Below are 23981 nucleotides of genomic sequence, written 5' to 3'. Positions count from 1 at the left end.
GCGTGGCGACGAGCGGGGGAGCCGGGCGCACGATCCTCCACGTCGACATGGACGCGTTCTACGCGTCGGTGGAGCAGCTCCGGCGCCCCGAGCTGCGGGGCAAGCCGGTGGTGGTCGGCGGCTCCGGTCGGCGGGGCGTGGTGGCGGCCGCGTCCTACGAGGCGCGGGCCTTCGGCGTCCGCTCGGCGATGCCGTCGATGCGGGCGCGGACCCTGTGCCCCCATGCCGTGTTCGTCGCCGGCGACCACGCCCACTACGCCGAGGTGTCGGCGCGGGTCATGGCCATCTTCCGGTCGATGACGCCGCTCGTGGAGCCGCTCAGCCTGGACGAGGCCTTCCTCGACGTCACCGGCGCCCAGCGGCTCCACGGCGACGGCCCGGCGATCGCCGCCGAGGTCCGCCGCCGGGTGCTGGCCGAGGAGGGGCTCACCTGCTCGGTCGGCGTCGCGACCTCCAAGTTCATCGCCAAGCTCGCCACCGAGCAGGCCAAGCCCTCCGCCTCGGTGCGCGGCCCGATCCCCGGGACGGGCGTCGCCGTGGTCCGGCCGGGCGACGAGCGGGTCTTCCTGCGCCCGCTGCCGGTGGGCGCCCTCTGGGGGGTCGGGCCCCGCACGCTGGAGAAGCTGCACGGGCTCGGCGTCCGCACGGTCGGCCAGCTGGAGCGCCTGCCGCTGGAACAGCTGGTGCGGACGCTCGGCGAGGCCCACGGGCGCCACCTGCACGACCTCGCCCACGCCGTGGACCCCCGCCCGGTGGTGCCCGATCAGCGCCCGAAGTCGATCAGCCACGAGGAGACCTTCGCCGAGGACATCGACGACGCCCGGGCGCTCCACACCGAGCTGGTCCGGATGGCCGACGCGGTCGCCCGCCGGGCCCGACACCAGGAGGTGGCGGGGCGCACCGTGGCCATCAAGGTCCGGTTCGGCGACTTCACCACCACCTCCCGGTCGGTCACCCTGCCCCAAGCGGTCGACACCGGCCCGGCCATCGTCCGGGCGGCCACCCAGCTGCTCGACCAGATCGACATCGCGCCGGGTGTCCGGCTCTTCGGGGTGGGCCTGGCGAACCTGGTCGACGACGCGCCGCACCAGCTCAGCCTCGACGACCTGACCGGGGCCGCCGAGGCACCGGCCGCCGATGGCGCCGCGTGGTCGGCGGTCACCGAGGCGGTCGACGCTGTCCGCGCCCGGTTCGGCGACGACGCCCTGCTGCCGGCGGCGCTGGCCGAGGGCGGATCGCTGCGGGCGAAGCGGGCGGGTGAGCAGCAGTGGGGCCCGAACGACCGCGGGTCATCCCCGGGCGAGGATCGGGTATGAGGGTGGCCGACGCGCCGCTCCGCGCGTTGTTGACCGCCGACCCGTGTGCGATGATGGCGCCCGGAGCAGGCGTCCCGACGAGGACCAGAAGAGGTGAGCAGGTGCCCCTTTCCGAGGACGAGGAGCGCATCCTCAAGGACATCGAGCGGGAGTTCTACGAGAACGACCCTGCGTTCGCCCGCGAGGTCCGCGAGACCACCCTCTACAAGCACGCCTGGCGCAACATCAAGCTCTCCCTCGTGGGCTTCGTCGCCGGCCTCGTGCTCCTGGTGGCCGCGCTCTCCAGCTCCTACCTGCTGGCCTTCGGCGGCTTCCTGGTCATGCTGGGCTGCGCCCTCGTGATCGAGCGCAACGCCCGCAAGATGGGTCGGGCCGGCCTCGAGACGATGACCAAGAACCTCAAGTCCAGCAACGGCTTGAAGGACTACCTCGGCTCGTCGTCGGAGAAGATGCGCGAGCGCTTCCGCCGCGACGAGGAGCAGTAGCAGCCCACCGGCCGTCGGCTTCACCGCCGACGCATCAGGCGGGGGTCGAAGCGGGTGCGGAAGCGGTCGCGCGGCGACATGGCCGCTCGGGCGCCGTCGCCGACCCGATCGGCCAGGGCCAGCGCGGCGTCGCCGGCGTCGTCATCGGGCTCGGCGGGCGAGTAGGCGGTGGCTTCGACCGCGGACGCCAGGGTGCGGATCGGCTCGTCGACGGTGGGGATGCGCCGGGCGATCTCGGCCGCGGCCTGGCGCTGGGTGGCCGACGGGCGGACGCCGACGCCGGCGCGGCGCGCGGCGGCGAGGGACTCGTCCCAGGCGAGGGCGATGCGGGCCACGGCCGAGTCCGCCCGCCGTCGCCGGAGCAGGCGGCTCGCGGCGGTGACGACCAGCACGGCGAGCAGGTAGAGGACGAGGGCCCCGACCGAGATGGCGACCGCGATCGCGATGCGCAGGGGCCACGGGTTCGGTTCCGGCTCGGTGGCCCCGCCGGTGCCGAGGTCCACGCCGGGGTCGTCGGGGAACACCGGCGGCGTCTGGCCGGGCAGCGACGTGTCCGGGGACGGCACCTGGGTCGACGGGGTCGCGGGCAGCGTGGTGGCCGTGCCGCCGTCGCCGCCGCTCTGGGTCTGCTGCTCGGGGACGCCCGTGTACTGCTCGGCGAGGGGGGCGCCGCGGCCCGGGGTGGGCTCGAAGGCGACCCAGCCGTACTCGCCCAGGTACACCTCGGGCCAGGCGTGGGCGTGCTCGCCGCGCACCCGGTAGAGGGTGGGGTCGGCGGGGTCGGCCGCGCCCTGGGTGAACCCGACCGCGACGCGGGCGGGCAGCCCGAGGCTGCGGGCCATGGCCGCGAAGGACCCGGCGAACTGCTCGCAGTACCCGGCCCGGACGGCGAAGAGGAAGTCCTGCATGTCGCCGATGCCGTGCTGGAGGTCGACGTCCAGGTCGTAGGTGAACTGCGTCCGGAAGAAGTCCTGGAGCCGCATGGCCTGCTCGTAGCCGTTGGCGCTCCCCGCGGTGACCTCGGCGGCGAGGGCGCGGATGTCGGGGGAGAAGTCGCCCGGCAGCTCGAGGTAGCGCTCGGCGATGCCGGTGGGGATCTCGGCGGAGGCCGCGGCGAGGGCGTCGGGCTGGTGCTGAGGCAGCGCGGAGCGCACGGCGTAGGCCGTGCCGTCCGACGTCGGGACCTCGGTGTCGACGATGAGGGTGCCGGAGACCTCGTCGTAGCGGACCGGCTCGTCGACCTGGACCTGCTGGGGCTCGTAGGCGGCCGGCAGCCAGATCTGGGACAGCGCCGAGATCGTGAACTGCTGGTCGAACACGATGCGCTCCGACGCGACCGGCACGCCGTCGTCGAGGTCACCCGAGCTCTTCCCGTAGGAGCCGTTGGATGACCAGATGCTGCCGTCGAAGCGGTCGAGGGAGGTCAGGCGCCAGTAGGCCCGCTGCTCGCTGCGGACCGTGAACACCTCGACGTTGGCCTGCTGCACGAGCCGGGAGCGGATGTCGACCAGCGGGCTCACCGTGACCCGGGTGCCGGGCGCGTCGTCGCCCAGCTCGGTGAGGGAGACGACCGCGTCGGCCTCGGCGCCGGGCAGCCGCGGTCCGACGAGGCCGGCGACGAGGGTGGCCACGACGGCGAGGCTGACGCCGAGCACCACCAGGGCCTGGGGCCCGCGCGAGCGGTGGTCGCCGACCCAGGTCGACGTGCGCCCCAAGCGGTCGGCCCGACGGACGAGCACGAAGGAGAGCACCGTGGCGATCCAGATGCCGGCGAGCAGGACGCGCCCGACGTCGGCGCCGAGCACGGAGGCGACGCCGAACAGCGCCGCCGCGGGCAGCACCGCCTCGACGGTCGCATCGGCGCGGAAGGCGGCCCAGTCGCCCACCACGGCGCTGGCCCACACCGCGACGGCCGATGCCACGAGGAAGCCCTCGAGGGGTTCGGCCGGTGCCTTGATGTCGCCGAACTGGGCGAAGGCGTCGTTCACCGAGGACAGCAGGACGTCGATGGTGGACAGCGTGGGGAGGCCGAAGGTCGTCGCCTGGCCGGCGTGAACCCAGGCGATCACGACCACGGCCGCCACCGCGGCGAGCAGCGCCGCGACCGGTGCGGGGACCCGCCGGCGACGCAGCACGGTGACGGTGGCGTGGGCGGCCACGACGTGCACGACGAGCGGCGCGAACCACTCGCTGCCGGCGAAGACCCGTCGCAGGCTCACCACCGTGGCCAGGCTGACGAGGGCGAACGCGACCTCCGCGACGGCCAGCACGGGGAACGTGCGGGACCCGGCTCGGGGCTGGGTGGTGGCGGCGGTCACGACACCACCTGTCGGCGACGACGCCGGCGGCCGGCGGTGGCGCCGGTGGACTCGGTCCAGGCGGCGGCGAACTCCTCGCCGGGCCCGATGCCGAGGACCTCGGTGCGCCGCGGGGTCGTGACCCGCTGGGCGCCGTCGAAGCGGACGATCCGGCGCAGCGACACGGCGCTGCCGCTGCGCTCGAACAGCTCCATGTCGGCACCGGAGAGCGTCCCGCTGACCAGCACGACGGCGCCGCTGGCGCCCCGCTCGACCAGCTCCATCGCCATGCGCAGCGAACCCGAGCTGCTGCGCGCTGCGACGGCCAGGTACTCCAGCAGGCCGTCGAGGTGCGATGCGCCCACGCCGTAGCCGCTGTCGACGCCGGTGGTGGTGAGGAGGCGGACGTGGTCGCCGCGGCGCAGGTGGGTGCGCAGCACCGACGCGGCCGCGGAGATCGCCCGCTCGAGCGTCACCCCGTCGCTGGCCTGCCGGCGCAGGTCGAGCACCACGCACACCCGTCCCTGCCAGGGGATGTCGTGCTGGCGCACGAGCAGGTCACCGGTGCGGGCCGAGGACGGCCAGTGCACCCGGCGCAGGTCGTCGCCGACGATGTAGGGGCGCAGGGCCGCGAAGTCCTCGCCCGAGCGGCCGAGGGATCCGGTCTCGGCGGTGCCGTCGGGATCGGGGCCAACGCTGCGGGGCAGCGGCGGGATGTCGTCCACCCGGGGCAGGACGGTGACCTCCACCGAAGGTGCCGCCGGGTTGCGGGCGGTGGCGAGGCCGAAGGGGTCGGACATGGCCACCTGCATCGGCCCCACCGTGACGATGCCGCGCGTGGTCGTCGGCAGCCGGTAGGCGACGTCGGTCGTGCGCCGCAGCCCGATGGGCGCGAGCAGGAGGTCGGCGCCGGCCGTGCCCGTCACCGGGTCGAGCAGCCGCAGCACCGGGGTGGCCCGGCCGGCCCGGTTGCGCACCTGGATCGAGACCGTGCACGGGTTGCCCACGTGGACCCGGGACGGGCGCACGCTGCGGGTCACCACGATGTCGAGGCGCCGCAGCCCGACCCAGAGGGCGCAGACGAGGGCGAGGAGCCCGATCGCCGCACCGATGGCGTACAGCTCGGCGAGGCCGAGCAGGCGACCGGTGACCACCAGCACCGCGCTGGTGATGCCGATGAGCAGCCCGGTGCGGGTGGGGCGCACGGCGCTCAGTCCGATCGGGGCCGGGGCACCGGGACGCTGTCGAGCACGTCGGCCACCACGTCGGCGGCGGTGACGCCCTGCAGGTCGGCCTCGGGCGTCACGAGCAGGCGGTGGGCGAGCACCGGTACGGCCAGGGCCTTGATGTCGTCGGGCGTGGCGTAGTCGCGGTCGCGCATGGCGGCCCAGACGCGGGCGATGCGCAGGAAGCTCAACGTCGCCCGGGGCGACATCCCCAGCTCGAGCTGGGGGTGGGCGCGCGTGCGGTCGGCCAGCTGCACCAGGTACTGCTTGAGCGCCGGTGCCACGTGCACCGCAGCAGCCGCCCGGCGCATCGTGAGGACGTCGTCGGTGTGCAGCACCGGCCGGACCGACAGCAGCGGATCGACCGAGCCGTGGCTGTCGAGCATGGTGAGCTCGGCGGCGACGTCGGGGTAGCCGACCTCGATGCGCACGAGGAAGCGGTCGAGCTGGGAGTCCGGGAGCGGGAAGGTGCCCTCGTGCTCGATCGGGTTCTGGGTGGCGATCACGAGGAACGGGGCGGCGAGCGGGTAGGTCGAGCCGTCGACGGTGACCTGGCGCTCGGCCATGGCCTCGAGCAGGGCGGACTGGGTCTTGGGCGAGGCGCGGTTGATCTCGTCGGCCAGGACGATGTTGGCGAAGATCGGCCCGGGACGGAACTCGAACTCGTCGCGGCCACGCCGGTAGATGGTGACGCCGGAGACATCGGTGGGGAGCAGGTCCGGGGTGAACTGCACCCGGCCGAAGGTGCCCTCGATCGAGGCGGCCAGGGCCTTGGCCAGGCTGGTCTTGCCGACCCCGGGCACGTCCTCGAGGAGGATGTGCCCGTCGGCGAGGAGCGCGGCGAGGATGAGATCGATCACCGGCCGCTTGCCCATGATCACCGACTCGACCTGGTCGGCGACGCGCTCGCACGCCTCGGCCACCGAGCTCCCTCGCAACGCCTCTGTCTGGCTGCTCGCCACCCGTCCTCCTGGTCGTCTGGGTCGTCGTGGCACGGCCGACGCCGGTGCACCCCGCCGCCTGCGCAGACTACGGCGCCCGGGTGCCGACCGGATGCTCGCGGCCGTCCCTACCATCGCCCGCGTGGCGACCCTCGCGATCGACATCGGCGGAACGAAGCTGGCGGCGGGCGTGGTCGACGCCACCGGCGCCCTGACCCACCGGGCCCAGCGGGCCACGGCCGCCGGGGGCGACGGCGAGGCGCTGTTCGCCGACCTCGTGGACCTGGTCGCCGGCGTCCGGGACGGCGCTCGCGCCGCCGGCGTCGAGATCGAGGCGTGCGGCGTGGGCTGCGGCGGGCCGATGACCGCGGGCGGTGCGACCGTCTCGCCCCTGAACATCCCGGCCTGGCAGGCGTTCCCCCTGCGGGACCGCCTCGCCTCGCACCTGGGCCTCGCAGTCGCCGTGGACAACGACGCCAAGGCCCTCGCCCTGGGCGAGGGTTGGCGCGGCGCGGCGGCGGGGGAGCGCGACTTCCTCGCCATGGTGGTGTCGACCGGTGTCGGCGGCGGCATCGTGAGCCGGGGCCGGTTGCTCGAGGGAGCGTCGGGCAACGCCGGCCACATCGGCCACGTGTTCGTCCTCGACGGCACCGACCCGTGGGATCGGCACCCGGCCGGGTTGCTCGAGTCGGAGGCCAGCGGCACGGCCATCGCCCGGCGCACGGGCGCGCCGGCGGCCGACGCCGACCTCGAGGTCCGGGGGCGGGCGGGCACGCTCGTCGGGCGGGCGGTCGCCTCGGTGGCGAACCTGCTCGACCTGCGCCTCGCCGTCGTCGCCGGCTCGGTCGCCCTCGGCTACGGCGAACCGTTCTTCGTCGCCGCGCAGGCCGAGGTCGACCGGCTCTGCCACCTCGACTACTCCGCCGGCACCCGCATCGTCCCGGCCGGCCTCGGCGACGCCGGCCCCCTCGTGGGAGCGGCGGCGGTCTCGCTGCGGGCTCGCGGGGCCGACATCGGCATCGTCTGACCGCCGGTCCGCGCCGGGTCGGTCGTGGCAGACTCTCGGCCATGCAGCCCACGTGGGGGACCGAGGCCGAGCAGTACCGGGAGAAGGTCCAGGCGTTCCTGGCCGAGCACCTCCCGGCCGACTGGAAGGGCATCGGAGCCCTGCCCCCGGACGAGGTCCACGAGTGGACGATGCGGTGGCGCCAGACCCTGGCCGACAACAACCTGCTCGCCCCGCGCTGGCCCACCGAGTACGGCGGGCCCGGGCTCACCGAGACCGAGACCGTCGTGCTGGCCGAGGAGTTCGCCAAGGCCGGCGTGCCCACCGGCGGCCCGAACGACGCGTTCAGCATCCAGATGGTGGGCAACACCATCCTGCAGTGGGGCACCGAGGAGCAGAAGCGGGAGTTCATCCCGAAGATCCTCAGCGGCGAGCACACCTGGTGCCAGGGGTACTCCGAGCCCAACGCCGGCTCCGACCTGGGCAACCTGGGCTGCCGGGCCGTGCTCGACGGCGAGGAGTGGGTGATCAACGGCCAGAAGATCTGGACCTCGGCCGGCCACCTCGCCGACTGGATCTTCGTCCTGGCCCGCACCGACGTCGACGCGCCGAAGCACCGGGGCATCTCGTTCCTGCTCGTGCCGATGGACCAGCCCGGCGTCGAGGTCCGTCCGATCGAGATGATCAACGGCGACTCCGAGTTCAACGAGGTCTTCTTCTCCGACGCCCGCTGCGCCAAGGAGAACGTGATCGGCGGCGTGAACAACGGCTGGGCGGTGGCCATGACCCTGCTCGGCTACGAGCGCGGCGACGCGGCTGCCACGTTCCCGGTGTCGTTCCGCATCGAGCTGGACCGCCTCACCGCCCTGGCCCGCGACCGGGGTCTGGACCGCGACCCGATCATCCGCCAGCGGCTGGCCCGGGCCCACAGCACCGTCGAGATCATGAAGTGGTCCGGGTGGCGCACGCTCACCGCGTACCTCTCCGGCGCGCACCCCGGCCCGGAGGCGGGCCTGTTCAAGCTGCAGTGGTCCGAGTACCACCGCCGGGTCACCGAGCTCGCCGTCGACATCCTCGGCGCCGACGCCCTGGTGCCGTCCGGGCGCGCCCCGGCCTCGAGCTTCCAGACCGACGACCCCGGCGCCCCCAACGACTCGGCGTCCTGGGTCGGCACGTTCCTCACCGCGCGGGCCGGCACCATCTACGCCGGGTCCAGCGAGATCCAGCGCAACATCGTCGGCGAGATGGTCCTCGGCCTCCCCAAGGAGCCCCGACCCGAGGGGGCAGGAGCCTCGTGGAAGGCCCAGCAGCAGCGGAGCTGACCCGGCCGGGCCGCCGCCGGACCGGCGCGGGCGCCGCCGCGGTCGCCATCGCCCGCCGGCCGCGCCTGTGGCCGGCCGCCGCCCGCCAGGCGAGGGTGCTCGTGCCGCCGGGGTGGTGGCGCCGCCGCCCGTTCCTGCCCGTCCCGGACCGGGCCTGGCTCCGGTTCCGGATGACCACCGCCTACGGCGACGCCGGCGCCACCATCGACGTCGAGGACCTGCTCACCTGGCTGGCCTGGACTCAAACCACCCGTCCGGCGCCACCCATCGGGACCGGAGGGGCCGAGCTGCGATGAGCGGCCGGGCACTGGTGCTGAACGCTTCCTACGAGCCGCTGTCGGTGGTCTCGTCCCGGCGGGCCACCGTGCTCATGCTCGCCGAGAAGGCCGACCTCGTGTCCCCCTCCGGTCTCCAGCTCCGCTCCGAGCACCTCGCCGTCGACGTGCCGTCCGTCGTGCGCCTGCGCCACTTCGTCAAGGTGCCCTTCGCCCGGCGGGCCGCGCTCAACCGACGGGCCGTGTTCGCCCGCGACGGTGGTCGCTGCCAGTACTGCGGCGACTCCGCCGACTCCATCGACCACGTCGTGCCCCGCGCCAAGGGCGGGCCCCACACGTGGGAGAACGTCGTGGCCGCCTGCCGGCCCTGCAACGTGCGCAAGCGGGACCGCCTCCTGCAGGACACCTCGATGGCGCTGCGGTCGACGCCCCGTGCCCCTGCCGGCCACTCGTGGATCCTGGTGTCGGTCGGTGCGGTGCCCGACGACTGGCACCCGTACCTCGTGCTCGAGCCGGCGCTGTCCGCGTGAGCGGCTGGGTCGTCGAGCACCACCGAGGGTCCGCCGCCGAGCTGCACGCCCTCGAGGTGCCGGCCGACGCCACGCCCCGCGTGTGGGTCCTGGAGGCCACCGGGCCGGCCGTGGTCCTGGGCTCCACCCAGCGAGACGACGTGGTCGACGCCGAGGCGGCCCGCGCCGCCGGCATCGCCGTGGCCCGCCGGCGCAGCGGCGGGGGAGCGGTGTGGGTCGAGCCGGGAGAGCCCCACTGGGTGGACGTGATCGTCCCGCGCGGGCACGAGCTGTGGACCGACGATGTCGGCCGGGCCTTCCTCCCCGTCGGGCGGGCGTGGCAGGAGGCGCTCGCGTCCCTCGGCGTGACGGGCACCCACCTCCACGAGGACCGCCTCGCGTGCGGCCCGCTCGGCGGCACGGTCTGCTTCGCCGGTCGGGGCCCGGGGGAGGTGCTGCTCGGAGAGGCCAAGGTCGTGGGCATCAGCCAGCGCCGCACCCGCGCCGGCGCCCGCTTCCAGTGCGCCGTGCCCGTGCACTGGGACCCGGTCCCCCTGGCCGCCCTGCTCCGGCACCGCCCGGACCCGCAGGCCCTCGCCGGGGTCGGCACCGGCATCGGCGAGTCGATCAGCACCGACGCCCTCGTCGAGGCCCTCGTCACCGCCCTCCACTGAGGGTGGGGCAGTCGCCCTGTGCCGCCCTGGTACGCCCAGGTCGTGACAACGATCGCGACATTGGGTGGGGAATATGGCCTGAGGCGTTGACGTTCTTCCCTATCTGGACGTACTGTGCCCTGCATGGCGGAGACCGGAGCGACGACAACGGAGCGCAGTGGGGCGACAGCCCTGATGAGCCCTGATGCGTCCACGTCCGCTGCTCCGGTCCACGCCGCCTCCCAGTTCCGGGGTCGGGGCGAGTACGCCATCGACGACAAGGGCCGGCTGACGCTGCCGGTCCAGATGCGCAAGGCCCTGCTCGGCGGTGGCTCCCTGGTCGTCCTCGACGGGCGCGCCGTCATCTGGGACGAGCCCACCTACTGCGCCGCCGTCGACCAGCTGAACGAGCGGGTCACGGCCGGCGACCTCACCAGCACCCAGGTCCGCGGCTTCCTGTCGAGCACCCACCTCGTCTCGCCGGACTCCCAGGGCCGCATCGTCATCCCGCACGCCGTGCGCATCGAGGCCGGCCTCGAGCGGGACGTGCTCGTCCTCGGCGCCGGCCCCCGCATCGAGATCGTCCCCGTCGGCGACGCTGCGCTCGACGCCGGCCTCACCGTCGACGACGCGGTCGTCGAGGTCCTCGACCATGCCCGCTTCTGACATCCCACCCACCACAGACCACCGACCGTGAACGAAGGGAGCGCGTCCACCGAGCAGACGAGCACCACCACAACAGGAGTCCACGCGCCGCTCACTCGCAGCCTCTCGGGCGTCGAGATGGAAGGCCCCTACTCTCCGCCCGCTCTTTCATCGTGCCCGACCGGGGCATACATCCCGGCGGGCCTTCGGCGACCGAGGGGCTGCCGGTGAGCGACGCAGACGACTCCACCCGGAACTTCCGCCACGTCCCCGTCCTGCGGGACGAGGTCGTCGCCGCCTTCGCCCCGGTCCCGCCGGGCTGGGTGGTCGACGGCACGCTCGGCGGAGCCGGCCACGCCACGGCGATCCTCGACGCCCACCCCCACCTCTCGGTGCTGGGACTGGACCGGGATCCACTCGCCGTGCAGGTGGCCACCGAGCGGCTCGCCCGCTTCGGGGACCGGGCCCACGTGGTGCACACCCGCTTCGACCGGATCGCCGATGCCATGAGCCTGCTGCGCCGCACCCGAACCACCGCCGACACCCCGGAGGCCGAGATCCCCACCGGGCTCTCCGGCATCCTCCTCGACCTCGGCGTCTCCTCGCCCCAGCTCGACCGCGGCGATCGCGGCTTCAGCTACCGCAACAGCGGCCCGCTGGACATGCGCATGGACCCCACCACCGGCCGCTCCGCCTCCGACGTGGTGAACGAAGCCGACCACGGCGAGCTCGTCCGCATCCTGCGCCGCTTCGGCGACGAGCGCCACGCCGACCGCGTGGCCCGCGCCATCATCGAGGCCCGCCCGATCACGACCACGGCGCAGCTCGCCGATGTCGTGCGCGACGCCATCCCCGCCGCCGCCCGCCGCACCGGCGGGCACCCGGCGACCCGCACCTTCCAGGCCCTGCGCATCGAGGTCAACGACGAGCTGGCCCAGCTCGAGGCCGTGCTCGGCGACGCCCTGGACCTGCTCGTCCCCGGCGGCCGCATGGCGGTCATCACGTACCACTCCGGCGAGGACCGCATCGTGGCCCGTCGCTTCCGCGACGCCGCCGCCGACGACTGCGTGTGCCCCCCGGGCAGCGGTTCCTGCCGCTGCGGCGGTGCCCCGAGCGTGAAGCTGGTGCCCCGGAAGGCCATCACCGCCAGCGAGGACGAGATCGCCGCCAACCCCCGCGCCCGCAGCGCCCGCCTGCGGGTGGCCGAGCAGCTCGGTGAGGCCTCGTGACGGCGATCGCCCCGGCGCGCCCGGCGCGCCCCACCCACGACCGCCCCACCCACGACGGCCCCACCCACGACGGCGCGGCCGCACCGGCCCGCCGCCCGGAGCACCGCCGCGGCCAGCACCTGCGCCCGGTGGAGCGCCCGCGCCCGAAGCGCTCGCCGGCGATCCCGGCCCTCGTCGGCGTCGGCATGGTCATCGCCGCCCTGCTCGGCCTCGCCGGCATGCACGCCCTGCTCATCGGTGGACAGGTCCGCCTCGACGCCATGCGCAGCGACGTCGCAGCCGAGAACGAGGCCATCCGCCGCCTCGAGCTGCGGGTGGCCGAGCTCGAGTCCCCCGACCGCGTCCTCGACGTCGCCCGCGACCGCCTCGGGATGGTCCTGCCGACCGAGGTCGGCTACCTCCTCCCCGTGGGCCTCGACGGCGTCCCCGCCGAGGCCGTCCGGGTCGAGCCCGCCACCGCCACCGCGCCCGAGGTCGACGCCGACGCTGAGGCCGAGGCTGGGGCCGAGACCGACGCCGCGGACGCCGCCGATGGCGAAGGTGCCGCCGACGCCGATGGCACCGACGACCCGACCGAGCTCGCCGCCGACCAGCTGTCCGAGGGGGGACGGGAGGAGTGAGCTGGGGTCCGATCGACCCCGACTGGGGCGAGGGTTGGGAGGACTTCGACACCGATCCCTTCGCTGAGGAGCCTCGGCACCCCGGCCGGGGTGGGGCGCGAGCGCCGCGCACCGCCACCGTCCACCGGCTGCCGCGCCCTCGACCGGGCCGCCGCGGCGTCCCGCTCGACCGCTCGCTCACCGCCCCGCGCCCGAGCGCACCGCCGCCGAGCCGCCCGATGGCCCGTCGGAGCCCCGCGCCTGCGCACCACCTCCCGGACCCGGCCTGGCCGGCCCCGACCGCGGTGCACACGGTGCACGAGATCGACACGAGCCATGCCCGGGCCGCACGTGGCGGCAGCGGCGGTGGCGGTCGGCCGCCCCGTCGGCCGGCCTCGCGCCCCGCGGCCCGTCCCGAGCGTCGGAGCATGGCCCTCAAGGCCCTCCTCGCCGTGCTGCTGCTGGCCGTGGTCGGCAAGCTGGTGCACGTGCAGGTGCTCGAGCCGGACCGCTTCGTCGAGGTCGGCCAGTCCCAGCGGCTGCGCACGGTGCAGCTCGACGCGGACCGCGGCCGCATCCTCGACCGCGAAGGCCACGACCTCGCCCTCTCGGTGCTGCGGCCCACCGTCTTCGCCGATCCGAGCCAGATCGAGGACCCCCTCACCACCGCCCGCCAGCTCGCCCCCGTCCTCGGGATGGAGCGATCCGAGCTCGCCGACATCCTCGACGCAGACGGCCGCTTCGCCTACCTCTCCCGCCGCATCGACGACGACGTGGCCGCCCGGGTGGTCGAGCTCGACCTCGCCGGCATCCACCTGCTGGAGGAACCGGCCCGGTTCACGCCGTCGGAGGAGCTGGCCCGGTCGATCATCGGCCGGGTGGCGCCCGACCAGACCGGGGCGACCGGGATGGAGCTGCTCTACGACGAGGTCCTCACCGGCACGCCGGGCGAGCTGACCTACGAGCGGGCGCGCGACGGCGGCACCATCGCCGCGGCCGGCCAGTCCCGCATCGCCCCGCGCGCCGGCAGCGACGTCGTCCTCACCCTGGACCGCAGCCTGCAGTACGAGACCGAGCGCGTCCTGGCCGAGCAGGTGGACGCCCTCGGCGCCAAGGGCGGCACCGTGATCATCAGCCAGCCCGAGAGCGGCGAGATCCTGGCGCTGGCCAACATCACGCGCAACACCGACGACGAGATCATCACCGCCGGCGCCAACCGGGCCGTGATCGACGTGTTCGAGCCCGGGTCGGTGAACAAGGTCATCACCATCGCCGCCGCCCTGGAGGAGGGTCTGGTCACGCCGGACACCGAGCTGGTCGTGCCCGACAGCCTCCAGGTGTCCGACCACCGCTTCTCCGACGACCACGAGCACCCGACGGTGCCGATGACGGTGACCGAGATCCTGGCCCAGTCCTCCAACATCGGCACGATCATGCTCGCCCAGGACCTCGGCAAGGAGCGCATCGACCAGTACCTGCGGTCCTTCGGCTTCGGCTCGAAGTCCGCGCTCGGCTTCCCGAACGAATCACCCGGCATCCTCCTGCCGACCGAGAACTGGTCGGGCACCTCGATCGGCTCCATCCCGATCGGCCAGGGCATCGCCGTGACCGCCATGCAGATGCTGGACGCCTACAACATCATCGCCAACGACGGCCTCCACGTCCCCGCCCGCCTCGTGGCGGCCACGGTCGACGCCGACGGGCGGCGCAAGCCCGTCGACGTCGGCGAGCCCCGACGGGTCGTGTCGGCCGAGACCGCGCAGCAGGTGCGGGACATGCTCGTCCAGGTGGTCGACGTCGGCACCGGCGAGAACGCCCAGGTGACCGGCTACTCGGTGGGGGGCAAGACCGGTACCGCCCGCAAGCCCCAGGACACCGGGACCTACCGGGACGCGGCCGGGAACTACCACTACGTCGCCGCCTTCACCGGCATGGTTCCCGCCGAGGACCCCGCGTTGTCCATCATCGTGGCCATCGACGAGCCCACTGCCACCATCTACGGCGGCTCCGCCGCCGCCCCCGTCTTCGCCGACCTGGCGAAGTTCGCGCTGAACCGCTTCCGGATCCCCCCGGCAGGTTCGTGATGCTGCTGTCGCGCGCGGCCGCAGGCCTCGCCGACGCCGGCATCGACCACGAGGTGCGCGGCGACGTCGAGATCTCCGGTGTCGTCCACCGCACCGACACGGTCCTCGCCGGCGTCCTGTTCTGCTGCGTGCCGGGCAGCCGCGTCGACGGCCACGACCTGGCCGCCGACGTGGTCGACGCCGGCGCGTCCGCCCTCCTCGTCGAGCGCCCCCTCGCCGTCGACGTCCCCCAGGTGGTCGTGCCGTCGGTGCGCGCCGCGATGGGGCCGGTCGCCGCCCGCTACTGGGGCGACCCGAGCCAGGACCTCGACGTCATCGGCATCACCGGCACGAACGGCAAGACCACGACGGTGGCCATCCTGCGCGCCGTGCTCGAAGCCGCCGGCCGCCGGTGCGAGGTCGTGGGCACGCTCACGTCCCGGCCCGGCTGGCCGCCGACCACCCCCGACGCCCCCGAGCTCCAGGCCCAGCTGGCCACCTGGCGCGACGAAGGGGTCGAGGCGGTGGCGATGGAGGTCTCCTCCCACGCGCTGGTCATGGGCCGCGTCGACGGGACCTGGTTCCGCGCCACCGGGTTCACGACCCTCGGCCACGACCACCTCGACCTCCACGGCGACATCGAGTCCTACTTCGAGGCCAAGGCGTCGCTGTTCCGCCCCGATCGCACGAGCCGGGCGGCGATCCGGGCCGACGACGAGTGGGGTGCCCGGCTGATCGAACGGGTCGAGGGCACCGACGTGGTCGTCCATCCCTACCGCCTGGCCGACGCCGAGGGCCTCGCCCCGGCCGGCACCGGCTCCCGCTTCACGCTGCGCGGCGTCCCGGTGGAGCTGCCTCTGGCCGGCCGCCACAACGTGGCCAACGCCCTGTGCGCCGCGGCCATCGCCGACTGGCTCGACATCGACCCGGACACGGTCGCGCGGGGCCTGGCCGCCGTCCCCACCGTCGCCGGCCGGTTCGAGCGCGTCGACGAGGGGCAGTCCTTCACCCTGGCCGTGGACTACGCCCACACGCCCGACGCCCTCCAGACCGTGCTCGACGCGGCCCGGGAGCGAGCCGAGGCGAGCGGGGGCCGGGTGCTGGTGGTCTTCGGCTGCGGCGGCGACAAGGACCGGGCCAAGCGACCGGAGATGGGCCGCATCGCCGCGGCATCTGCTGACGTGGTGGTCGTGACCAACGACAACCCCCGCTCCGAGGACCCCGCGGCCATCGCCGACGAGATCGTCGCCGGCATCCCCGACGGCCCGGCGCGGGCCGAGGTCCGCACCATCCTGGACCGTGCGGAGGCCATCCACCACGCAGCGCGCGAGGCGGGCGAGCATGACGTGGTGGTGATCGCCGGCAAGGGCCACGAGACGACCCAGACCTTCGCCGACCGGGTCGTGGAGTTCGACGACCGGGTCGTGGCGGCCGCGGCGCTGCGCGAGGTGCTGGGCCGGTGATCCCCCTCCTCATCGCAGCAGGCGTGTCGCTGATGGTGTCCCTCGTCGGCACCCGCTACCTCATCGACTGGCTGACGGCCCACCAGATCGGTCAGCCCATCCACGAAGACGTCGAGGGCCACGTCACCAAGGCGGGCACGCCGACGATGGGCGGCGTCGCCTTCGTCATCGCCGCCCTCGCCGGCTACCTCGCCGCCCACGTGCGCTCCGGGCTGGTCTTCACCCGCACCGGCCTGATCGTGATGGCCACCATCCTCGGGGCCGGCATCGTCGGTGCCCTCGACGACTGGATCAAGGTGTCGCGGGAGCGGAACCTGGGGCTGTCGAGCCGGGCCAAGATGCTCGGCCTGCTCGTGGTCGCCATCGGCTTCGTCGTCGCGATGCTGATGCTCACCGACGTGCACACCACGATCTCCTTCACCCGCTTCGACTCGCCGGGCTTCGACATCCCCGACTGGACCTGGGCCATCTGGGCGATGCTCCTGCTCGCCGGCACGACCAACGCCGTCAACCTCACCGACGGCCTCGACGGCCTCGCAGCCGGGTCGTCGATCTTCGCGTTCATCACCTTCATCGTCGTCGGCTTCTGGGCGTTCCGGCACCCGGACGTGTACCAGGTGGAGCACGCCCTCGACCTCGCCGTCGTGGCGGCCGCCATGCTCGGAGGCGTCACCGGGTTCCTCTGGTGGAACGCCAACCCGGCCCGCATCTTCATGGGCGACACCGGCGCCCTCGCCATCGGCGCCGCGCTCGCGTGCCTGGCGCTGACGACCAACACCCAGCTGCTGCTCCCGGTCATCGGGTTCCTGTTCGTGCTCGAGACCGTGTCGGTGATGCTGCAGGTCACCCGCTTCCGCCTCACCGGCAAGCGGTTCTTCCGGATGGCTCCGATCCACCACCACTTCGAGCTGGGTGGCTGGCCGGAGACCACGGTCATCATCCGCTTCTGGATCATGGCCGGCCTCGCCACCGCGCTCGCGCTCGGCATGTTCTACGCCGACTACATCGGCACCGGCGGCCTCGACTGATGGCACCGCCCCGACGCCTCGACGGCGTGCCCGACCGCGTGCTGCTGGTGGGCTTCGGCCTGACCAACCAGGCCGTGGCCGCGGCGCTGCTCGCCCGTGGTCACCACGTCACGGTCACCGACGACGCGCCGTCCGACGCGACGAAGGCCGCCGCCGACCGCATCGGCGTCTCCCTGCTGGTCGCCCCCGACCGCACCGCGCTCGATGCCATGGTCGCCGATGCCGAGCTGGTCGTCCCCTCGCCCGGGCTACCCGACGAGCACGCGGTGTTCGCCAGCGCCGCCGCGCACGGCACCACGTCGGTCACCGAGCTCGACCTCGCCGCGGTGTGGGACGAGCGCCCGATCGTGGCCATCACCGGCACCAACGGCAAGACGACGGTCACCACGATGGTCACGGCGATGCTCGACGCCGCCGGCATCGCGTGCGTCGACGCAGGCAACAACGACCTGCCCCTCGTCGCCGCCATCGACGACCCGGACCCGGCGTGGTTCGTGGTCGAGGCCTCCTCCTTCCGCCTCGGGCGCACGCACGGCTGGGCCCCCCGGGTCGCGACCTGGCTCAACCTGGCCCCCGACCACCTCGACGTGCACGCCACCCACGCCGACTACGAGGCGGCCAAGGCCCGCATCTGGGCCTCGCAGGCGAGCACCGACGTCGCCGTGGGCAACCTCGACGACCCCGTCGTGGCCCGCCACCTCGCCGCCGCGCCGGCCCGCCACGTGTCCTGGTCCATCTCGGACCCCGCCGCCGACTACCACCTGGCGGACGGCCAGCTGGTGGGGCCGGGTGGGGCCATCGTCGCGACCTCCGAGCTGCCCCGCGCCCTGGACCACGACATCTCCAACGCCCTCGCCGCCGCCGCCACCGCCGAGGCGGCCGGCTGCCCGACGGATGCCATCCGCCAGGTGCTGGTCGGCTTCGGTCCGCTGCCGCACCGGGTTGCGCCGGTCGCCACCATCGACGGCACCACCTACTACGACGACTCCAAGGCCACCGTGCCCCACGCCACCCTCGCCGCGGTCCGGGGCTTCGACTCCGTCGTCCTCATCGCCGGCGGGCGCAACAAGGGCCTCGACCTCGGCACCCTCGCCGAGGGCGTCGACCACGTCCGCGCCGTCGTGGCCATCGGCGAAGCCGCCCCCGAGGTCACCGCTGCGTTCGACGGGCTCCGCCCGGTCGAGGTGGCCGGCTCGATGCCCGAGGCGGTCGCCACCGCGGCCCGCCTGGCCCAGCCCGGCGACGCCGTCCTGCTCTCACCGGCCTGCGCGTCGTTCGACTGGTACTCCAGCTACGCCGCTCGCGGCGACGACTTCGCCGCTGCCGTCCACGCCCTCGAGGAGACCCCATGACCGCGATCGGCCTGCGCCGCGCCCGCCACCCGCGCCTGCGACTCGTGCCTCCGTCGCGGAGCACCGAGGTGGGCGCCACCGAGGTGCCGTCCTCCGGTGCCACGCCGTCGCACCGCCTCGGGCTGTCGCTCGTCGTGGTGGTCGCGCTGCTGAGCCTGCTCGGGTCGGTGATGATCCTGTCCGCGTCCTCCGTGTGGGCCGTGGAGGAGATCGGCTCTCCCTTCGCCGTGTTCATCCGTCAGTGCATGTGGCTCGTCATCGCCTCGGTCGCCCTCTTCGTCGGCGCCCGGATCGACTACCACCGCTGGGCCCGGATGGTGCCGCTGCTCGTGTTCGGCTCCCTCGGCCTGCTGATCGCCGTGCTCGTCCCCGGCATCGGCATGAGCGTGAACGGCGCCCAGCGCTGGATCGGGCTCGGCTTCCTGCAGCTCCAGCCGGCCGAGCCGGCGAAGTTCGCCCTCATCGTCTTCTGCGCCGCCCTCGTCGCCCGCAACGCCCACCGGGTCCACCAGCTCGGCGTGGTCCTGCGGCCCGCCCTCGTGGTGCTCGGCATGTTCGCGGTGCTGCTCATGAAGCAGCCCAACCTCGGCACCACGATGATCCTGTGCGCGATCGTCGGCGGGATGCTGCTCTGGGCCGGCGTGCCCATGCGGATCCTCGGCGTGCTCGGCGCCACCGCGGTGGTGCTCGGCACCACGTTCGCGCTGTCGGCGGACTACCGGCGGGCCCGGGTCACCGGCTTCCTCGATCCGTGGGAGAACGCCGGGGACTCCGGCTACCAGACGATCCAGTCCCTCATCGGCGTCGCCTCGGGCGGCGTCTCGGGCACCGGCCTCGGGGCCAGCCGGGCGAAGTGGGGGTTCCTCCCCGAGGCCCACACCGACTTCGTGTTCGCCATCATCGGCGAGGAGCTCGGCCTCATCGGCTGCCTGTTCGTCGTCGCCCTCTTCGCCAGCCTCATCGCCCTCGGCCTGCGCATCGCCCACCGGGCGTCGGACCCCTTCGGGGCCATGCTGGCCGTCGGCGTCACCACCTGGTTCGCGGTCCAGGGCTTCGTCAACGTGGCCGCCGTGCTCAGCCTCCTGCCCATCACGGGCGTGCCCCTGCCCTTCGTCTCCTTCGGCGGCTCGTCGCTGGTGGCCACCATGCTCGCGGCCGGCGTGCTCGTGAACGTGGCGTTCCAGGGCGAGGAGCCGGACAACCCCGTGCGGGCCCGCATCGCCGCCCGCCGGGCGCGCAACGCCGCCGCCCGCGGGTAGGGAGCGCCGGTGAAGATCTTCGTCACCGGCGGCGGAACCGCCGGCCACGTCCTGCCCGCCCTCGCCATCGCCACCGCTCTGCGCCAGCGCGGCCACGACGTGCACCTCGTCGGCTCCGAGCGCGGCATCGAGGCGCGCCTGGTGCCCGAAGCCGGCTTCGAGCAGACCCTGCTGCCCGGTCGCGGCATCGCCCGCAGCGTGTCTCCCGCGGCCCTGCGGGCCAACGCCGGCGCCGTGGTCGGCCTGATCCGGGCCGTGCTGGCGGCCATCAGCCTCGTCCGGCGCCACCGTCCTGCGGCCGTCGTCGCCGTCGGCGGCTACGCCAGCGTCGCGGCCGGGGTGGCCGCCGTGCTCTGGCGGGTGCCGATCATCGTGCACGAGCAGAACGCGGTGCCGGGCGCCGCCAACCGCCTGCTCGCCCGCTTCGCGGCCCGCAGCGCGACCTCCTTCCCCGACACGGACCTGCCCCGGGCCGAGGTCGTCGGCAACCCGGTGCGGGCCGAGCTGTTCGACGCCGAGCACCGGGACCGCCCCGACGGTCGGGCTCAGCTGCTCGTGTTCGGTGGGTCCCTCGGGGCGCTCTCGATCAACCGCGCCACCCTCGCCGCCGTCGAGCGCTGGCACGACCGCAGCGACCTCGCCGTGCACCACGTGATCGGACGGCGGGACTGGCCCACGCTCGACCGGCCCGCCGACACCGGTGCGCTCGTGTACGAGGCCGTGGAGTACGAGGACGACATGCCCGCCCAGCTGGCACGCGCCGACCTCGTCGTCTGTCGGGGCGGATCGGGCACGCTGTTCGAGCTGGCCGCCACCGGGCGCCCCGCCGTCATCGTCCCCTCGCTCGTCACCACCGGCGGCCAGCAGGTCGCCAACGCCGAGCGCGTCGCGGCCACCGGCGGCGCCGTGGTCGTGCGCGACGACGAGCTCGACGGCGACCGGCTGGTCGCCGAGGTCGACGCGCTCCTCGCCGACCCCGACCGCCTGAGCGCCATGTCGGACCAGGTGTCGTCGCTGGCCACGCCCGACGCTGCGGACCGCGTCGCTGCCCTGGTCGAGGAGCACGCCCGTGCCCGCTGACCGCCCCCACCAGGCGATCGACCTCAGCACCCCCCGCCGGATCCACGTGGTCAACGTGGGCGGGGCCGGCATGAGCGCCATCGCCACCGTCCTGGCCCAGATGGGTCACGCCATCTCGGGCGTGGACGACAAGGACACGCCGTTCCTGGCCCCCCTGCGGGACCTCGGCGTGGACGTCACCGTCGGGCCCAGCGGCCTCGCCGCCGACGCAGCGGTCGATGCGGTCGTCACGTCCACGGCCACGCCGCAGGACCACCCCGACGTGGTGGCGGCGGGGGAGGCGTCGGTGCCGGTGCTCCACCGCAGCGACGCGCTCGCGTCCATCTGCGCCGAGCGCGACGTGCTCGCCGTGGCCGGCACCCACGGCAAGTCCACGACGACCGGCATGGTCGCGACCATCCTCGACGGCGTGGGAGACGGTGCGGGCTACCTCGCGGGCACCCGCATCACGGGCCTGGGCCGCAACGCCGACTGGCGCACCGGGCCCGGCTTCGTGGTCGAGGCCGACGAGTCCGACGGCACCTTCCTGCGGGTCGGGGCGACCGACGCGCTCGTCACCAACGTCGAGGCCGACCACCTCTCGTACTGGGGGACCGAGGACGCGCTGGTCGAGGGCTTCCGCTCCCTCGTCGGTGGGCTCGACGGCACGGCCGTGCTCTGCCTCGACGACCCCGGCGCCGCCGCGCTCGCCCCGGTGGCGGGGCGCTCGCTCACCTACGGCACCGACCCGGCGGCCGACCTGCGGATCACCGACATCGGTCCCGCCGGGATCGGCGTGCGCTTCACGCTGCACCACGGCGACGAGGCGGTCGAGGTCGAGGTCCCGACGGCACCGGGGTCGCACAACGCCCGCAACGCGGCGGGCGCGCTCGGGGCCTGCCTCGTCCGGGGCGTGCCGCTCGCCGACGGCGCCCGGGCCCTGCGCGCCTTCGCCGGGGTCGCTCGCCGGTTCGAGCAGCGGGGGGTCGCCGGCGGCGTCACCTTCGTGGACTCCTACGACCACCTGCCCACCGAGGTCGCCGCCGCCCTGGCCGCCGCCCGCACCGGCCCCTTCGACCGGGTCGTCTGCGTCTTCCAGCCCCACCGCTACACCCGCACCCGGGACCTGGCCCACACCTTCGCCGACGCGTTCGCTGACGCAGACGTCCTCGGCGTCACCGAGCTGTACTCCGCCGGCGAGGCGCCGATCGAGGGGGTCAGCGGTGCCCTCGTGCGCGATGCCGTCGTGGCCGCCCACCCCGACGCGGACGTCGCCTTCCTGCCCGACCTCGGCGCGACCGAGGCGTGGCTCCTCGACGTGCTGCGCCCCGGCGACCTGTGCCTCACCCTCAACGCCGGCGACCTCACCGACGTCCCCGATCGCGTGCTGGCCGCGCTGCAGGGGAGCGCCTCGTGAGCCCGGATCCGCTCACCACCGCCCGCGAGGTGCTGGGCGACCTGGCCCAGCCGATGGTGCCGCTCGGGCCCTTCACCACCTACAAGGTCGGCGGGCCCGCGGCCCTGTTCGTGGAGGTCACCGACGACGACGTGCTCGCGGCCGTGGGTGCCGCCGTGGCGGCCAGCGGCGTCGAGGTCCTGGTCGTGGGCAACGGCTCGAACATGCTCGTGTCCGACGCCGGGTTCCCCGGCCTGGCCATCCGCCTCGGCGATGCCTACGCCACGGTCGAGGTGGACGGCACCGAGGTCAGCGCCGGCGGCGCCGCCCTGCTGCCCGTCGTCGCCCGCCAGAGCGTGAAGGCCGGGCTCACCGGCTTCGAGTGGGCCGTCGGCGTGCCCGGATCCATCGGTGGGGCGGTCCGGATGAACGCCGGCGGCCACGGGTCGGACATGGCGGCCAGCCTGCTGGGGGTCCGCGTCTTCGACTGCCGCACGGGGGAGGATGCGACCGTGCCCGCGTCCGCCCTCGAGCTCGGCTACCGGCGCTCCGCGATCACCCCGGACCAGGTGGTCCTGCGCGCCACGCTCGGCCTCGCCGTGGACGAGGCCGGCACCGGCTCGGACACGATCTCCGAGATCGTCCGCTGGCGGCGGGCCAACCAGCCCGGCGGCCAGAACGCCGGCTCGGTGTTCACCAACCCCGACGGGGACAGCGCCGGGCGCCTCATCGACGCGGCCGGTGGCAAGGGGCTGCGACGTGGCACCGCCGAGGTCTCGCCCAAGCACGCCAACTTCATCCAGGCCGACGCCGGCGGGCGCGCCGACGACGTCTTCGCCGTGATGGTGGCGGTGCGCGACGCCGTCGAGGCCGCCACCGGCGTCCGGTTGCACCCCGAGACCCGCCTCGTCGGGTTCGACGAGGCCGAGGTCACCTGGTGAGCGGCCCGCGGGTGCTCGACCGCGAGGCCGGACCGGTCGCGCCGCCCCTCGCCGCCGGCGTGGACCCGCGCTTCCGGGCCCGGCGCATCGCGGTCCGCAAGGACGCCGGGCGCAAGCGCCTCAAGCGGCTGCTCCTGCTCGTCGCCGTCGCCGCCCTCGCCCTGGCCGCGGTCATCGTCCTGCGCAGCCCGGTGCTCGACGTCGACGAGGTCGTCGTGGCCGGCGCGACGCGGCTCGACCCGGCCACGATCCGATCCGAGGCCGGCATCGACCAGGGCGCCCCGCTGCTGCTGGCCGACCTCGGCGCGGCCACCGAGCGGATCGAGGCCCTGCCCTGGGTCGCGGCGGCCGAGGTCACCCGTGACCTGCCCGGACGCGTCGACATCACCGTCCGCGAGCGCGAGCCCGTGGCGGTCGTGTCGGGTGGCGGCGCAGCCGTGCTCGTCGACGTGGACGGCCGGGTCCTGGAGCTGGCGCCGTCCGCCCCGGGTGGCTTCGTGCAGGTCGTGGCCGCCGAGCAGCCGCCGGCGCCCGGCGCCACCATCGACGCCGACCTCCTCGCTGCCGTCGGGCTCGCCGGCCGGCTGCGGGTCAACCCCGCCGGCGCCGTGGCCGCCGTCCACCTCGAGCCCGACCTGCGGCTGCAGCTGGTGGAGGGCGGGGTCGTCGAGCTCGGCGACACCTCCGACCTCGACGCCAAGGTGGAGGCGTTCCGCACCGTGCACGCCCGGGTCGACCGGGCCTGCCTGGCCACGATCGACCTCTCGGTGCCGTCCCATCCGGTGCTGACCCGGGACGCGGGGTGCCTCGGTGACGGTTGACCGCTCCCCGGCCACCCTCGTACGCTCTCGACCCACACCTGACATCGAGGGTGAGCCGACCTCGACCTCGACTCGAACTTCACCCCGGGCGGTCCG

At 74.4% G+C, this 23981-nt stretch carries 22 protein-coding genes; 19 read left to right on the top strand and 3 right to left on the bottom strand.

Annotation, left to right across the window (positions count from 1 at the left end; all coding sequences use genetic code 11):
• Positions 1-2: 2 nt before the first annotated feature.
• Together RGQ06_RS18860 and RGQ06_RS18855 are read left to right on the top strand one after the other, a co-directional pair.
• Positions 3-1316 (top strand): DNA polymerase IV, encoded by a 1314-nt coding sequence (locus RGQ06_RS18860; protein WP_432427926.1) that lies wholly within the window; start codon positions 3-5, stop codon positions 1314-1316.
• A gap of 101 nt (positions 1317-1417) precedes the next feature.
• A complete protein-coding gene (locus tag RGQ06_RS18855; RefSeq protein WP_432427925.1) occupies positions 1418-1801 on the top strand; it encodes a DUF3040 domain-containing protein in 384 nt (127 codons plus the stop codon).
• A 20-nt stretch (positions 1802-1821) separates the two neighbouring features.
• Here RGQ06_RS18855 and RGQ06_RS18850 read toward each other — a convergent pair whose 3' ends face one another.
• The 3 genes from RGQ06_RS18850 to RGQ06_RS18840 are packed head-to-tail and all read right to left on the bottom strand — an operon-like array spanning position 1822 to position 6286.
• The gene (locus RGQ06_RS18850; RefSeq protein ID WP_432427924.1) at positions 1822-4119 is read right to left on the bottom strand and encodes a transglutaminaseTgpA domain-containing protein; all 2298 of its coding nucleotides are present in this window, start codon (positions 4117-4119) and stop codon (positions 1822-1824) included.
• The gene (locus RGQ06_RS18845; protein ID WP_432427923.1) at positions 4116-5303 is read right to left on the bottom strand and encodes a DUF58 domain-containing protein; all 1188 of its coding nucleotides are present in this window, start codon (positions 5301-5303) and stop codon (positions 4116-4118) included. Before RGQ06_RS18845 ends, RGQ06_RS18850 begins: the two co-directional genes overlap by 4 nt.
• A 5-nt stretch (positions 5304-5308) precedes the next feature.
• Entirely contained in the window at positions 5309-6286 is a 978-nt protein-coding gene (locus tag RGQ06_RS18840) for an AAA family ATPase (RefSeq protein WP_432427922.1), read from the bottom strand.
• 121 nt (positions 6287-6407) lie between these two features.
• On the opposite strand from RGQ06_RS18840, the gene RGQ06_RS18835 reads away from it, so the two are divergent.
• The 17 genes from RGQ06_RS18835 to RGQ06_RS18755 all read left to right on the top strand — a co-directional run bounded on the left by RGQ06_RS18835 (position 6408) and on the right by RGQ06_RS18755 (position 23885).
• Entirely contained in the window at positions 6408-7292 is an 885-nt protein-coding gene (locus tag RGQ06_RS18835) for an ROK family protein (RefSeq protein WP_432427921.1), read from the top strand.
• Between the two features lie 41 nt (positions 7293-7333).
• On the top strand, positions 7334-8593 hold the full coding sequence (locus RGQ06_RS18830; RefSeq protein WP_432427920.1) for an acyl-CoA dehydrogenase family protein: 1260 nt from the start codon (positions 7334-7336) through the stop codon (positions 8591-8593).
• Entirely contained in the window at positions 8566-8889 is a 324-nt protein-coding gene (locus RGQ06_RS18825) for a hypothetical protein (protein WP_432427919.1), read from the top strand. The genes RGQ06_RS18830 and RGQ06_RS18825 overlap by 28 nt, the downstream gene beginning before the upstream one ends.
• A complete protein-coding gene (locus tag RGQ06_RS18820) occupies positions 8886-9398 on the top strand; it encodes an HNH endonuclease (RefSeq protein ID WP_432427918.1) in 513 nt (170 codons plus the stop codon). Before RGQ06_RS18825 ends, RGQ06_RS18820 begins: the two co-directional genes overlap by 4 nt.
• Entirely contained in the window at positions 9395-10051 is a 657-nt protein-coding gene (locus tag RGQ06_RS18815; protein WP_432427917.1) for a lipoyl protein ligase domain-containing protein, read from the top strand. Before RGQ06_RS18820 ends, RGQ06_RS18815 begins: the two co-directional genes overlap by 4 nt.
• Positions 10052-10225: 174 nt before the next feature.
• On the top strand, positions 10226-10696 hold the full coding sequence (locus RGQ06_RS18810) for a division/cell wall cluster transcriptional repressor MraZ (protein WP_432427916.1): 471 nt from the start codon (positions 10226-10228) through the stop codon (positions 10694-10696).
• A gap of 206 nt (positions 10697-10902) precedes the next feature.
• Positions 10903-11904 carry a 16S rRNA (cytosine(1402)-N(4))-methyltransferase RsmH gene (gene rsmH / locus RGQ06_RS18805; protein ID WP_432427915.1) on the top strand — a complete coding sequence of 334 codons (1002 nt, stop codon included), beginning with the start codon at positions 10903-10905 and terminating at the stop codon, positions 11902-11904.
• Positions 11901-12524, top strand: a complete 624-nt coding sequence (locus tag RGQ06_RS18800) for a septum formation initiator family protein (RefSeq protein WP_432427914.1) — start codon at positions 11901-11903, stop codon at positions 12522-12524. The genes rsmH and RGQ06_RS18800 overlap by 4 nt, the downstream gene beginning before the upstream one ends.
• 407 nt (positions 12525-12931) lie before the next feature.
• Positions 12932-14587: a peptidoglycan D,D-transpeptidase FtsI family protein gene (locus RGQ06_RS18795; RefSeq protein ID WP_432427913.1), complete on the top strand. Its 1656-nt coding sequence runs from the start codon at positions 12932-12934 to the stop codon at positions 14585-14587.
• Positions 14587-16029, top strand: coding sequence for a UDP-N-acetylmuramoyl-L-alanyl-D-glutamate--2,6-diaminopimelate ligase (locus RGQ06_RS18790; protein WP_432427912.1), 1443 nt, complete (start codon positions 14587-14589; stop codon positions 16027-16029). Before RGQ06_RS18795 ends, RGQ06_RS18790 begins: the two co-directional genes overlap by 1 nt.
• 32 nt (positions 16030-16061) lie before the next feature.
• On the top strand, positions 16062-17057 hold the full coding sequence (mraY, locus tag RGQ06_RS18785) for a phospho-N-acetylmuramoyl-pentapeptide-transferase (RefSeq protein ID WP_432428237.1): 996 nt from the start codon (positions 16062-16064) through the stop codon (positions 17055-17057).
• On the top strand, positions 17057-18409 hold the full coding sequence (gene murD / locus RGQ06_RS18780; RefSeq protein WP_432427911.1) for a UDP-N-acetylmuramoyl-L-alanine--D-glutamate ligase: 1353 nt from the start codon (positions 17057-17059) through the stop codon (positions 18407-18409). The genes mraY and murD overlap by 1 nt, the downstream gene beginning before the upstream one ends.
• Positions 18406-19668, top strand: coding sequence for a putative lipid II flippase FtsW (gene ftsW / locus RGQ06_RS18775; RefSeq protein ID WP_432427910.1), 1263 nt, complete (start codon positions 18406-18408; stop codon positions 19666-19668). Before murD ends, ftsW begins: the two co-directional genes overlap by 4 nt.
• 9 nt (positions 19669-19677) lie before the next feature.
• Positions 19678-20748: an undecaprenyldiphospho-muramoylpentapeptide beta-N-acetylglucosaminyltransferase gene (gene murG / locus RGQ06_RS18770; RefSeq protein WP_432427909.1), complete on the top strand. Its 1071-nt coding sequence runs from the start codon at positions 19678-19680 to the stop codon at positions 20746-20748.
• Positions 20738-22144: a UDP-N-acetylmuramate--L-alanine ligase gene (murC, locus tag RGQ06_RS18765; RefSeq protein WP_432427908.1), complete on the top strand. Its 1407-nt coding sequence runs from the start codon at positions 20738-20740 to the stop codon at positions 22142-22144. Before murG ends, murC begins: the two co-directional genes overlap by 11 nt.
• A complete protein-coding gene (gene murB, locus RGQ06_RS18760) occupies positions 22141-23064 on the top strand; it encodes a UDP-N-acetylmuramate dehydrogenase (protein ID WP_432427907.1) in 924 nt (307 codons plus the stop codon). Before murC ends, murB begins: the two co-directional genes overlap by 4 nt.
• Positions 23061-23885 (top strand): cell division protein FtsQ/DivIB, encoded by an 825-nt coding sequence (locus tag RGQ06_RS18755; RefSeq protein ID WP_432427906.1) that lies wholly within the window; start codon positions 23061-23063, stop codon positions 23883-23885. The genes murB and RGQ06_RS18755 overlap by 4 nt, the downstream gene beginning before the upstream one ends.
• Positions 23886-23981: the final 96 nt, after the last annotated feature.

The organism is Salinilacustrithrix flava (assembly GCF_041228405.1).
GTDB classification, from domain to species: Bacteria; Actinomycetota; Acidimicrobiia; order Acidimicrobiales; family Salinilacustritrichaceae; genus Salinilacustrithrix; species Salinilacustrithrix flava.
The sequence above is the reverse complement of the archived record's forward strand: the minus strand, read 5'-3'. Positions and strand labels throughout refer to the sequence as shown.